The organism is Maribacter sp. UBA3344, from assembly GCF_002362375.1.
In the GTDB taxonomy this organism is placed as follows: Bacteria; Bacteroidota; Bacteroidia; order Flavobacteriales; family Flavobacteriaceae; genus Maribacter; species Maribacter dokdonensis.
This window is the reverse complement of the sequence record NZ_DERI01000009.1, coordinates 80,642-94,288: the sequence shown is the minus strand read 5'-3', so window position 1 is coordinate 94,288 and position 13,647 is coordinate 80,642. Positions and strand designations below refer to the sequence as shown.

The following is a 13,647-nucleotide window of genomic DNA, read 5'->3' as shown; positions in this document are numbered from 1 at the left end:
AATTCAATATCAAGTAAAAATTGTAATTTCATTGTATGACAACAGAAATTTATACCGCATCGGTTTTACAGTACATACCTGTATTTTATATTATTTGGTCAGATGATCTTTTATCTGCATCGGAAATTAACGTGGCAGAAAATGCCATTTCAGAAGATAGTTCACTAACACTTGCCGACAAGAAACTATTAAAATCTTGGTTAGATGTTAATAATCCTCCCAAGGATAGTGTTCTTAAATCTTGGAAACAATTAATTGCCAATAGCGGTGTTAAATTGGTGGAGCACAACACCTATCCTTTAACCGCATTCAGCGAGAAAGTGGCCACACACTATCAAGGGGAAATACCATTTAATGAATGCATAAAAAATATTGAGGTCAATTTGGGTATACAACCCAATCACTACAACCATCTTTTTGATGTTCAAATTGACCTAGATCCAAAATCGGCACAATATTCAGCAAAGCAAATAGACTCCATTTTAAAAGGTGAACATGCCCAAACGATAGACCAATTTAGGTCTACATTAAATGACCCAATTTTTTCTTGGCAGATACGACGAAACAAAGAAGATTTTAGACAGCACGTTCTAGAACAAGTGAAATTTCTAGCACAAAAAGGTTATGGCGCTATGGCATATTCTGAAGACTATGGCGGAACCGATAATATGGAAGGTTACGCTCATATTTTTGAAAATATGATTTGGGCAGACGGAAGTTTAGCCATAAAATTTGGTGTTCAATTCGGTCTATTTGGGGGTAGCATACAAAAACTGGGCACAAAAAAACACCACAACACGTATCTAGCAAATGCCGGTAAAGCATCATTGTTAGGATGTTTTGCAATGACGGAAACCGGTCATGGATCCAATGTACGCGGTATTAAAACAACAGCAACCTACAACAAGGAAAAAGATACCATTGTTATACACACACCAGGTAGAAATGACAATAAAGAGTATATAGGCAATGCCTTACACTCACAAATGGCATCTGTTTTTGCCCAATTGATCGTTAACGGAAAAAATGAAGGAGTACACGCCATATTGGTACCATTAAGAAATAATGCACATGAGCTTTTACCAGGCATTACCGTAGAAGACAATGGTTATAAGTTAGGGTTAAATGGTGTAGATAATGGCAAAATATGGTTTGATCAAGTAGAAGTGCCTAAAGAAAATTTGCTAAATAAGTATGGTACTATTCTAGCGAACGGTGAATATTACTCAGAGATAAAAAATCCGAATAAAAGGTTCTTTACCATGCTGGGAACGTTGGTTGGCGGTAGAATTTGCGTTGCAAGAGCCGGACTTGGCGGTGCTAAATTTGCTTTGACCGTCGCCATAAAACATGCTTTAAAAAGAAGACAGTTCAATGATAGTGTAAAAATACAGGAAGACCTTTTAATGGATTATCCCTCGCATCAATTACGCTTAACCCCATTAGTTGCCAGTGCCTACGTTTACCATTTTACCTTAGATAAAATGATGTCGTTATATTGTGACGAGTCTCAACCGGACAAGAGAAAAATTGAGACGCAAGTTGCTGGTTTGAAATCTATCATAACCTGGTATGCCAATGACACTATACAAGAATGCCGAGAAGCTTGCGGTGGCAAAGGCTACCTTATAGAAAATCGTATTGCAGACTTGAAAGGCGATGTGGATATTTTCACCACTTTTGAAGGCGATAACAATGTGCTATTACAGCTGGCCGCAAAAGGGGTTTTATCAGATTTTAAAGCCGAATTCAATAGCGCAGGATTTTCTACCGTTTTGAAACTTTTAAGCTCACAATTAAGTGATAAACTATCGACCATAAATCCAATGTACTCCAATAAAACCGACAAGGATCATTTATACAATCCTAAGTTTCATGTACATGCCCTTGAATATAGAACAAGAAGATTAACCTATACGCTTGCTATGCGCATTAGAGGATATATTAAAAAAGGAATACCCTCTTATCAAGCGTTCTTAAAGGTGCAAACACATTTAATGACACTTGGTAAGGCTTACAGTGCAGAATTGGCCTATAAATCATTCTTAGAGCATACCAACACCATTACGGATCCTGACTATAAAACACTATTTGAAAAAATTGGGACATTGCATGCTTTATATGAAATTAGAAAAGATGCATCATGGTATCTAGAACAAGGCTACTTGGGAGGAACAAAATCAAAAGCGATACGCCAAAGAGTAGAACGACTATGTACCGAACTTAGACCTCATTTAAACACCTTAATAGACGGTTTTGGCATACCAGACCACCTTATGACCGCACCTATTGCCAATTAGTTCTTCTCCTTTTCCAATCTAGAAGTGTCTAAAAAATCCAAAATGGTAATCTCTGCATCACCGTATAACTTAGTTCTAGTAGCACCTTTAGAACTAAGTTGTATGGTATTTAAGGCACGCACTTCAACATCAGGTGAATCTTCGGCAATTACCAACACATCATTTGATTGTAAGTTAGAAGCTTTAAGGGCACTATTTCCATATAATTTCGCCATTAAAAAATCTGAAGTTCCCTCAACTTTAGCAGAGGCATTTTTATACATATAAATATTATTGCTTTCACCGGTGGTATATAACTTAACATCTATTCTATCCTTTAAAACGATATTTAAAGAATCACTTGCCAAATTAAAATCGCCAGAACTAATTTCCTCCATACTGACATCAATAATATCAGCAGTGGCGTTTAATTCCAATCTTGAAGTGCCAAAAGTCTGCACCCTAAGTTTATCCGTAGAAATAACATCCTTCATACTGATTTTACCGTTCAACATTTTAATACTGTTCAACTCTTGAAAAAAGATGGTAATCTCCAGTTTTCTCTTAGAGGTAATATTATAGAATGAAGAAATTTTTAACACCCCGTTATCCACCTTAAACTTTAGTACATCTACCAGATTGTCATCAAGCTCTAGGGCATAACCTTCATGTGATGCCTTTTGAATAACAATATCCAAATCATCTGCCAACTCAATTCCATAAAACGGTTCTAGGTCCTCTCTTACCTCAATAACATTCTTATTACCTTTAATTTTAGGCTTACGTTGTGAATAGCTTGTAACCCCAACTATTAATGCTACAAACAGAATGGCGAACTTTTTCATATAACTGTATTTTTAAATGAAGGTATTTAAATTTATGCAATAATAGAACAACTTAATAATATCCTCATAGTAATATAAAAAAAAGCCCAACTAAGTATAGTTGGGCTTTTATATAGAATAAGATTTTTTCTAGTGATTCAATTCCTCTTCATTTTCTTGCAAAGGAATATGTTGTGGTACATAATCCTGACCAGCGATGATATACTCACCGTTCTCATAGACCTTACTATAATCATAAGCCCATCTATGTACCTCAGGTATTGGTCCATCCCAGTTACCATGAACATGCTTTTGATCTGTTGTCCATTCCAATGTGTTGGATTTCCATGGATTTTTAGGACCTACTTTACCATAGAATATGCTATAGATAAAGTTAGCAACGAATACCAATTGAGCTGCAGCTGCAATAATAGCAAAAACAGTCATCAATACTTGAATATTAGTTAACTCATCGAACATAGGAAAAGCAGTGTTTTCATAGTACCTTCTTGGAACACCAGCCATACCGACAAAATGCATTGGGAAGAAAACACCATAAGCACAAACAGCAGTTACCCAAAAATGTACATAACCAAGATTCTTATTCATTAATTTTCCTTCAAACATTTTAGGGAACCAGTGATAAACTCCGGCAAAAAGACCATAAAGTGCAGATATACCCATTACCAAGTGGAAGTGAGCTACAACGAAATACGTATCATGAACGTTAATATCCAAAGTACTATCTCCTAATACTATACCCGTTAAACCACCCGTAATAAAGGTAGATACCAAACCAATTGAAAACAACATAGCCGGATTCAACTGAAGGTTACCCTTCCATAAAGTAGTAATATAGTTAAACGCTTTTACCGCTGATGGTATAGCAATTAATAGGGTTGTAAACGTAAATACAGATCCAAGGAACGGATTCATACCTGATATGAACATGTGGTGACCCCAAACAATGGTAGACAAGAAAGCAATTGCCATAATTGAAGCAATCATAGCTCTATAACCAAAAATTGGTTTACGAGCATTAGTTGACATTACTTCTGAGGTTATCCCCAATGCCGGCAATAATACAATGTACACCTCTGGGTGACCCAAGAACCAAAATAAGTGCTCAAATAAAACTGGAGAACCTCCTTGGTAGTGTAAAACTTCACCTTGAATAAATATATCTGACAAGAAGAACGAAGTACCAAAACTTCTATCCATGATCAAAAGTAATGCTGCTGACAATAGAACAGGGAAGGAAATCACACCAATTATGGCTGTAATAAAGAATGCCCAGATAGTCAAAGGTAATCTAGTCATTGACATTCCTTTTGTTCTAAGATTAATTACGGTTACAATATAGTTCAATGAACCAATAAGAGAAGACGCAATAAATATTGCCATAGACACCAACCACAATGTCATACCCATACCAGAACCTGGTTGCGCCATTGGCAGTGCACTTAATGGAGGATAAATTGTCCAACCAGCTGCGGCAGGTCCTGCTTCTACAAACAATGAAATAATCATTATAATACTAGATACAAAGAACATCCAAAAAGAAACCATGTTAAGGAATCCTGATGCCATATCTCGTGCACCAATTTGTAATGGAATTAAAAGATTACTGAATGTACCACTTAAACCTTGCGTAAGTACAAAGAACACCATGATTGTACCGTGCATTGTAACCAATGCAAGGTAAACATCAGCATCCATAACTCCACCTGGAGCCCATTTACCCAATAATGCCTCAAATACAGGAAAAGATTCACCTGGCCAAGCCAATTGCATTCTAAACAATAAAGACATTGCAATACCAATGAAACCCATTACCAATACACCCATGATAAAATATTGCTTAGCAATCATTTTATGGTCTTGGCTAAAGATGTACTTTGTTACAAAAGTTTCTTTATGATGATGTCCATGATCGTCGTGTCCGTGATCATCTACATGTGCATGTGCTGTTGCTGACATAATCGTAATCTTATTTTTTATTAATTTTCTTTAAATAGCTAAAATGACTTGAGAATAAAAGATTATTCCCCTACTGTTACTGCGCTTAATGAATGAACTTCAGGACTAGATTCATCTTTCATTACCGTTTCGGCAAATGTTGATTGGCTCTTCATCCATGCATTATATTCCTCTTCGGTCTCCACGATAATCTTCATTTGCATATTGTAATGAGATTTACCACAAATTTTGTTACATAACAAAATGTAATCAAATTGCCATGGATCTATAGGTTCACCTGTAGCAGCTGCTTTCTCCGCGCGTATTTTATTTGTTCTTTTCACCTTATCCATGACATCTGGATTGGTTCTCATTTCCTCAGTAGTGTAAATTGGTGTAAAAGAAAACTCCGTAATCATACCAGGAACACAGTTCATTTGTGCTCTAAAATGTGGCATATATGCAGAATGCAGTACATCTTGTGAACGCATTTTAAAATTAACTTTTCTACCAACTGGCAAGTGAAGCTCTTTAACGATAACATCATCATGTGCATATGTATCAGCTTCATCCAAACCTAATACGTTAGCTTTGTCAATATCGATCATTCTAACATTTGCTCCACCTAAAACATTATCATCACCACCATACCTAGCAGTCCAATTAAACTGTTGCGCATATAACTCAACGATTAGTGGATCATCCTCATCATTTACATCCATTATAGTGGTCCAAGTATATAAACCCCACAAAATAAGACCTGCCAAAACAATTACAGGAATTATTGTCCAGATAAATTCTAAACGATCATTATCAGCATAAAACAAAGCTTTTTGACCTTCCTTACCAGCGTATTTATATCCAAAATAATGAAGTAACGCCTGAGTTATTGTTTGTACAATAAAAATGATAATAAAGGAAACCAACATTAAGTTGTCATACTCTTCACCATGTGCAGAACCCGCTTCGGGCAATAAAAATTTACCATATTTCCAGAAACTAAAAATGGTAATTCCGTATATGAAGACCAAGAACCCAAATAACATATATCCGTTATTCTTGTTATCGGTATCAGTAGCTATCTCGTACTTAGTAGTTTTAAGCTGTGATAATTCAAAGATTTTAGTCAATTGCCAAATGGCAATTGCTACAAGAACAAGAACAGCTAAAGTCAATAATGTCGTCATCGTATATATAAATGTTATACTTTACTTATTAATCTATTAATAGTGAAAGTGTCTACTTTCTTCAATAAACGGATTTCTCTTTGGTTGTAAAGGGGCTGTAGAAAGCGCTCTGAACACCCAGAATATAAACAATCCAGCGAAAAACAATACAGAACCTATTTCAGGAATACCAATATACCAGTTCTTACCAACTGTTGAAGGCATGATAGCATTGAAAATATCCATATAATGTCCTGCCAAAATTACTATACCTGTTAATATTACAAACCAGTTAATTCTTTTGTAATCACTATTCATTAGCAAAAGTACTGGGAACAAAAAGTTCATAGCAACCATACCAAAGAAAGGTAGTTTATAATCCGCTATTCTAGTCACATAATAAGTAACCTCTTCCGGTATATTAGAGTACCATATCAACATGAACTGTGAAAACCACAGGTAGGTCCAAAAAATACTAATACCGAACATAAACTTAGCCAAATCATGAATGTGACTATCATTAACATCTGGCAAAAGACCTTTTGATTTAAGATAAATGGTAACCATAGCAATCACTGTAATCCCAGATACAAACATACTTGCAAATATGTACCATCCGAACAATGTACTAAACCAGTGCGGCTCTACACTCATAATCCAATCCCAAGACATAATTGACTCAGAAATAAGATAGAATACCAAGAAAGCTGCAGATATTCTAAAATTCAATTTAAAATTAGCGTTATCGTCAGACTCATCCTGAGCTAAGGATAATCTTCTAGAGTATTCTCTATATCCGATCCAACCTGCTAAGAAAATTGCAGCTCTTATTAAAAAGAATGTTGGATTCAAATATCCAGATTTACCTTGCAATAAGTGATCATGAGCAACTACATCTGCATCCATCCAAATAAATAAATGGTTCATATGTAATACAGAAAGCAATAATATAACGAACACAATAATTCCTCCAGGAACTAGGTATGCCGTAATTGCCTCCATTACCCTAAACAATAATGGCGACCAACCTGCCTGCGCTGCTCGTTGTATAGCATAGAAAGCCAAAACACCTAGAGCGATCATCATAAAGAAGAAAGCTGCAACATATAAAGCTGACCAAGGTCTATTCTTTAATTGATCTAACAAATGCTGATCATGAGAAGCATCGTGCTCCTCACCATGAGTATCTGCAACAGCATGATCATTTTCCTTTACTGCATGTTCTGCTTCAGCTCCATGTGCATCACCATGACCTTCATCATGACTTGCCACCATTTCTTTCGCTTCTGCTATAGTTCCAGGAGCCATAACAAATCCGCCAATAATTCCTAATGCACCTACTATCATTAGAACTATGGAAGCTATTTTAAGTCTATTTGAAAACGTATACATAGTATTGCTTACCTATTATTTGGTTAAATCTTGTTTCAATTTCATCACATATTCCGATACTTGCCACATCTCTTCAGTATTCATTTGAGAAGCATAAGACCCCATTGAATTCAATCCATAATGGATTGTATAATACGTAGATCCAACCGTCAAGTTTCTTACCGGGTCCGCATAACTAGGAACACCTAATATTTTTTCTCTTTTTACAAGTGTACCTTGCCCATCACCTTTATCACCATGACAAATAGCACAATAAATAGTGTAAAGTTGACTACCTTTTGCCAAGTTCTTTTCTACGCTCATAGAATCTAATGGACTTGATTGAAGCCTAGCCAATTCTTTGCCCTCAGGCGAGTTTTCAATTTCATATGGCAACCACCCTCTATTAATTGTATTCGCCGGTGGCAACATAGCTTCGGACTGGTTTGGTAAAAAATCTGCCTCGCTATAAGCCTCATAACCTACAGACTCATACATGTTAGGCATATACTGATAATTAGGAACACTATCATCTTGACAAGAAGTTGCCACAATAGCTAGACCGAATATTAATGCTAATTTCTTAAAACTGTTCATATTTAATGACTGTTTTTTTCTGATATACTAATTTCAACTGCACCAGTATTCATTAATAAATCTCTTAATTCTTGCTCGTTGTCATGGATTTCAATCTCCATTAAAAAGTGATCATCCGTTGTTCTTACATCTGGATTTTCTGCTTCTTTAAAAGGCCACAATCTACTTCTTAGGTAAAAAGTTATTACCATTAAGTGAGCCGCAAAGAAAACCGTTAATTCAAACATAATAGGCACAAAAGCCGGCATGTTCTCCAAATAGCTAAAACTTGGTTTACCACCTATATCTTGGGGCCAATCTTCTATCATGATAAAGTTCATCATTAATACCGCCACTGTTAAACCTACACAACCGTATAAAAAAGCAGTGATAGCTATTCTAGTTGGCGCTAAACCCATAGCCTTATCAAGACCGTGTACAGGAAAAGGACAATAAACCTCCTCTATATGAAGCTTTGCCGCTTTAACCTTTTTAACGGCAAGCATTAGCACATCATCATCGTCGTAAAAAGCATGTATAACCTTAGATGCCATATTTATCTTTTGTTATTTAATAAAATTGATGCTTGTCCTGCCCAGTCATCACGTTGTGCTCTACCTGGGAAAGAACCTGTAATTGAATCTAAAAGATCATACTCGCTTTCCGTCATTCTAGCGACTTGAGCAAATGTATAGATTCCTATTTCATTTAAAGTAGCCTCCATTTGCGGCCCTATACCTTTAACTTTCTTTAAATCATCTGCCTCTTGTGTAGCAGGATCAAAAGTACCCACAGCACTCAACAAATCAGAAACACCTACTTTATCACCGACAGATGGTACTACTTCCCCCATCAATACATCATCAGTTACCGTTTCCTTCACCTCCACTTTAGCCTTTGAGATTTGATATAGAGGTTTCCCAGCATCTCTTAACACTTTGTATTTTTCACCAGAAGATTTCAATATAGATTTCACTTCTGCCTGAGCAATTACTGGGAATGTTCTAGAATATAATAAGAACAATACAAAGAAGAAACCAATAGTACCTATAAATATTCCAATATCAACAAATGTTGGTGAGAACATTGTCCATGATGATGGAAGATAATCCCTATGTAATGATGTAACGATAATTACGAATCTTTCGAACCACATACCTATGTTTACCACAATAGAGATAAAGAAAGAGAACATGATACTTGTTCTTAATTTCTTGAACCACATGAACTGTGGAGAGAACACGTTACAAGTCATCATTGACCAGTAAGCCCACCAGTAAGGTCCGGTTGCTCTGTTCAAGAATGCATACTGCTCATATTCCACACCAGAATACCATGCCATGAACAACTCGGTAATATAGGCACAACCCACAATTGAACCAGTTAACATGATTACGATATTCATTAATTCAATATGCTGAACCGTAATATAGTTTTCTAAGTGACACACCTTTCTCATGATGATCAACAAAGTATTTACCATAGCGAAACCAGAGAAGATAGCCCCTGCAACGAAATATGGTGGAAAGATTGTTGTATGCCATCCCGGGATTACCGAAGTAGCAAAGTCAAAAGATACAATGGTATGTACAGATAGTACCAAAGGAGTTGCCAAACCAGCAAGTACTAAAGATACTTCCTCAAAACGTTGCCAATCTTTTGCACGACCGCTCCATCCAAAACTCAATAAGCTATAAATTTTCTTTTGAAATGGCAATACCGCTCTATCACGAATCATTGCAAAGTCCGGTAACAAACCTGTCCACCAGAATACTAATGAAACAGAAAGATATGTTGATATCGCAAATACATCCCAAAGAAGTGGAGAGTTAAAGTTCACCCACAATGATCCAAATTGGTTTGGAATTGGAAGAACCCAGTAAGCTAACCATGGACGACCCATGTGTATAATTGGAAACAAACCCGCTTGAACAACCGAGAAGATTGTCATCGCCTCTGCAGAACGGTTAATGGCCATTCTCCATTTTTGACGGAACAATAATAATACTGCAGAAATCAGAGTTCCTGCATGACCGATACCTACCCACCAAACGAAGTTGGTAATATCCCAAGCCCAGTTTACAGATTTGTTAAGACCCCAAGTACCGATACCGGTAGAGACCGTATAAATAATACAACCTACTCCCCAAAGAAATGCCACTAAGGCAATGGAAAAAACTATCCACCAGTGCTTGTTAGCTCTACCTTCTACAGGAGCAGCTATATCCACAGTTACATCGTGGTAGCCTTTGTCTCCAGTTACTAGGGGTTTACGTATAGGTGCTTCGTAATGCGACGCCATAGACTTTTGTTATAATTACTTTCTACTATTGTTTATGCTTCGTTGGTGTTTCTAACCTTAACGTGATAGAAAACATTTGGTTGAGTTCCTACATGCTCCAATAAATGATACATACGGTCACTCGCTTTTAATTCTGATACTTTACTCTTCTCATCATTAACATCACCAAATACAATGGCTCCATTACTACATGCAGAAGAACAAGCCGTTTGGAATTCTCCATCTTGAATAACACGACCATCTCTTTTAGCATCAAGAATTGTTTTTTGTGTTTTTTGAATACACATAGAACATTTCTCAATAACACCTCTTGAACGAACGTTAACATCAGGATTCAATACCATTTTACCCAAATCATTGTTCATATGGAAATCAAACTCGTCATTATTATTATATAAGAACCAGTTAAATCTACGCACTTTATAAGGACAGTTGTTTGCACAATATCTTGTACCTACACATCTGTTATAAGCCATTTGATTTTGACCTTGTCTACCATGTGAAGTTGCCGCTACAGGACATACAGTTTCACAAGGAGCATGGTTACAGTGCTGACACATTACCGGTTGGAATGCCACCTGAGGATTAGCGGAAGGATCTTCCAACTCACCAAAACCACCTAATGAACCATTATCACCAGATAAACCATCAAAGCCATCTTTTTTAGCGTTGTCACCTTCAAAAGTTTCTTCTGAAGAATAATATCTATCAATACGCAACCAGTGCATATCCCTAGATTTTCTTACTTCAGCCTTACCAACAACAGGAACGTTGTTTTCAGCATGACAAGCAATAACACAAGACCCACAACCAGTACAAGCATTCAAATCGATAGACATGTTAAAATGATGCCCTATTGTACGATCAAAACTATCCCACAAATCAACAGATGTAGCAGGAACCTCTTGGTGATCTAAAGACACCACCGGAACTTCATTCCATTCAGCGTGATCTTTTGTATTAAATATCTCTAAAGTAGTTTCTTTAATGATATCACCTCTACCCATAAGGGTTTTATGTAATTGAATACAAGCAAACTCATGATTACCTGCAACTTTTTCAACACTTACGGATTGAATGTTACTAAACCCTTCGTAAAGTTTAAAAGCATTTACTCCGGTCTGCATTTCCTCTTTTAAACCTACAGTTTTACCATAACCAAAAGAAAGACCTACAGTACCTTTTGCCTGCCCTGGCTGAACAACCACAGGAACTTTATCAAGACTAACACCGTTAACGGTAAGCTTAACATAGTTACCATCCATTCCGCCGTTAGCAACATTTACATTTTCTACACCTAACTCAGCAGCATCGGCTTTTGAAATAGTCACATAGTTATCCCAAGAAACCCTTGTGATCGGATCAGGGAATTCTTGCAACCAAGGATTACTTGCCTGCTGACCATCACCCATACCTACTTTAGAATACAAAGTAAGCTCCATACCCTCACTGGTGGTATTCGCCAAACTACGCACCGCTGATGCCAAAGAAGAATTCGGTGCAATTTCAACCTCATCTTCAACTACATTAACATCTTGCACAACGCCTTCAGCACCAACAACCATGGTATCAGCTGTAAAGACACCATCTTGCAATGCCTGGTTCCAACTTGCACCATTAAGCACACCGCTGGACCAAGTATCTTTTATATAATCATAATACGTTTGCTCACTTCCCAGTAATTCTAAAACAACCGACTGAAATTGCTTAGTATCAAATAATTCTTTAATTGTAGGTTGCATTAAACTATAATGCCCCTTCTTAACTTGAAGATCACCCCAAGATTCTAAATAATGATTTGCAGCACCAACATATTGCACGGCTTCAGTAGTTTCGTTCCAATTTGTCGAAAAAGCAACACTAAGATCCACTTTAGACAAACCTTCCTTGAAATCCGCAGCATTTGGAAGCGAATACATTGGATTCACACCATCCATTAACAAAGCACCTACTCTACCGGCCTTCATATCAGAAATTAAGGCATTTACGCTTTTCACATTACCTTTTCTAATATACTTAGGAGCACTAGCGTCATATGCCTTACTAGACAACATTTCATTTATCGCCAATACAACGGACTGCGCATTTACATCATCCAAACCAGTTACCACAACTGCATTAGAACCTGCTTTCTTGATTTCAGTAGCAATAGAATCTACCAATGCATCATATTCGGATGTATTACCACCCACAGAAGTTCCATTTAACTTACCGTACAACTTGGCTAATACCACTTTCTGCGCACTAGGCTTCATAGCTAAACGCTTATCTGCATTAGCACCAGTCAAAGACATGTTTGCCTCTACTTGAATATGCCTAGACATTTTACCGTTCTTTGGCACTCGCCCTCTTGAATAAGCAGCATCATAACCACCACCTTGCCAATCAGCAATAAAATCAGCACCAAAAGAAACAATTACTTCAGCTTTCTCAAAATCATAATCAGCTAAAGCCCTTTCACCATACTTATTTTCAAAAGCGGTCAAAGCCGCATCTTCAGAAATTGCATCGTAAGTTACATGAACAACATTTTCATTAGCCGCAACAAAATCAGACATTAAACGGTCAGTTGACGGACTTGCATATGTCTGTGTAAGTACGGCAATCTTTTTTGAAGAACCTTTAAGAGCCCCCATTTTAGATTTTAACGTAGCCTTCAACACATCCCACTCAACAGGCTCTCCGTTTGCCATAGGCCCCTGCAATCTTGTACTGTCGTACAAAGAAAGAACAGAACCCTGAACCCTTGCGTTTGCGGTACCCCCTATTTTAGCCAAAGTGTTATTCTCCACTTTTATAGGACGACCTTCACGCGTTTTTATCAATATACTTGCAAAGTCAAAACCATTTGCAATTGTAGTTGCGTAATAGTTAGCAACTCCAGGAACAATATTTTCCGGCAAAACCACATAAGGAATCGATTTTACAACCGGACCTTCACAAGCCGCCAAAGAAGCTGCTGCGGTACTAAACCCAACATACTTTAAAAAATCTCTACGATTGGTATTTGTAGAAGACAATGTTTCCTTATCACCCAAGAAATCATCAACAGGAATCTGCTCCACAAATTCATTCTGCTTAAGCGCCTCAACAATGGAATCGTTAGGATTTAACTCCGCTTCGTTCTTCCAATACTTTTTGTTTGATGCCATACGTATTATCTGTAATTA

The 13,647-nt window shown here is 37.0% G+C and carries 9 protein-coding genes; 1 reads left to right on the top strand and 8 read right to left on the bottom strand.

Annotated elements, in window-relative coordinates:
- Positions 1-35 precede the first annotated feature (35 nt).
- A complete protein-coding gene (locus tag B2Z27_RS05475) occupies positions 36-2,300 on the top strand; it encodes an acyl-CoA dehydrogenase (protein ID WP_286812861.1) in 2,265 nt (754 codons plus the stop codon).
- On the opposite strand, the gene B2Z27_RS05470 is transcribed toward B2Z27_RS05475, so the two are convergent.
- The 8 genes from B2Z27_RS05470 to B2Z27_RS05435 all read right to left on the bottom strand — a co-directional run bounded on the left by B2Z27_RS05470 (position 2,297) and on the right by B2Z27_RS05435 (position 13,629).
- The gene (locus B2Z27_RS05470; RefSeq protein WP_058103944.1) at positions 2,297-3,124 is read right to left on the bottom strand and encodes a GIN domain-containing protein; all 828 of its coding nucleotides are present in this window, start codon (positions 3,122-3,124) and stop codon (positions 2,297-2,299) included. The genes B2Z27_RS05475 and B2Z27_RS05470 overlap by 4 nt on opposite strands.
- A 129-nt stretch (positions 3,125-3,253) precedes the next feature.
- On the bottom strand, positions 3,254-5,083 hold the full coding sequence (locus tag B2Z27_RS05465) for a cytochrome c oxidase subunit I (RefSeq protein WP_058103945.1): 1,830 nt from the start codon (positions 5,081-5,083) through the stop codon (positions 3,254-3,256).
- A 62-nt stretch (positions 5,084-5,145) separates the two neighbouring features.
- Complete coding sequence (locus B2Z27_RS05460; protein ID WP_074671969.1) at positions 5,146-6,249, bottom strand: cytochrome c oxidase subunit II; 1,104 nt, start codon at positions 6,247-6,249, stop codon at positions 5,146-5,148.
- A gap of 36 nt (positions 6,250-6,285) precedes the next feature.
- Positions 6,286-7,620, bottom strand: a complete 1,335-nt coding sequence (locus B2Z27_RS05455) for a quinol:cytochrome C oxidoreductase (RefSeq protein WP_091606845.1) — start codon at positions 7,618-7,620, stop codon at positions 6,286-6,288.
- 15 nt (positions 7,621-7,635) lie between these two features.
- Complete coding sequence (locus B2Z27_RS05450; RefSeq protein WP_091606847.1) at positions 7,636-8,196, bottom strand: c-type cytochrome; 561 nt, start codon at positions 8,194-8,196, stop codon at positions 7,636-7,638.
- Between the two features lie 2 nt (positions 8,197-8,198).
- The gene (locus B2Z27_RS05445; RefSeq protein ID WP_058103949.1) at positions 8,199-8,729 is read right to left on the bottom strand and encodes a DUF3341 domain-containing protein; all 531 of its coding nucleotides are present in this window, start codon (positions 8,727-8,729) and stop codon (positions 8,199-8,201) included.
- A gap of 2 nt (positions 8,730-8,731) precedes the next feature.
- Entirely contained in the window at positions 8,732-10,477 is a 1,746-nt protein-coding gene (gene nrfD, locus B2Z27_RS05440) for an NrfD/PsrC family molybdoenzyme membrane anchor subunit (protein WP_286812858.1), read from the bottom strand.
- 32 nt (positions 10,478-10,509) lie between these two features.
- Positions 10,510-13,629 (bottom strand): TAT-variant-translocated molybdopterin oxidoreductase, encoded by a 3,120-nt coding sequence (locus tag B2Z27_RS05435; protein WP_286812857.1) that lies wholly within the window; start codon positions 13,627-13,629, stop codon positions 10,510-10,512.
- Positions 13,630-13,647: the final 18 nt, after the last annotated feature.

Coding starts and splice junctions, on each gene's coding strand:
- B2Z27_RS05455 (WP_091606845.1), bottom strand. CDS start 7,620: ATGTATACGTTTTCAAATAGACTTAAAATAGCTTCCATAGTTCTAATG.
- B2Z27_RS05450 (WP_091606847.1), bottom strand. CDS start 8,196: ATGAACAGTTTTAAGAAATTAGCATTAATATTCGGTCTAGCTATTGTG.
- B2Z27_RS05465 (WP_058103945.1), bottom strand. CDS start 5,083: ATGTCAGCAACAGCACATGCACATGTAGATGATCACGGACACGACGAT.
- B2Z27_RS05460 (WP_074671969.1), bottom strand. CDS start 6,249: ATGACGACATTATTGACTTTAGCTGTTCTTGTTCTTGTAGCAATTGCC.
- B2Z27_RS05435 (WP_286812857.1), bottom strand. CDS start 13,629: ATGGCATCAAACAAAAAGTATTGGAAGAACGAAGCGGAGTTAAATCCT.
- B2Z27_RS05445 (WP_058103949.1), bottom strand. CDS start 8,729: ATGGCATCTAAGGTTATACATGCTTTTTACGACGATGATGATGTGCTA.
- nrfD (WP_286812858.1), bottom strand. CDS start 10,477: ATGGCGTCGCATTACGAAGCACCTATACGTAAACCCCTAGTAACTGGA.
- B2Z27_RS05470 (WP_058103944.1), bottom strand. CDS start 3,124: ATGAAAAAGTTCGCCATTCTGTTTGTAGCATTAATAGTTGGGGTTACA.
- B2Z27_RS05475 (WP_286812861.1), top strand. CDS start 36: ATGACAACAGAAATTTATACCGCATCGGTTTTACAGTACATACCTGTA.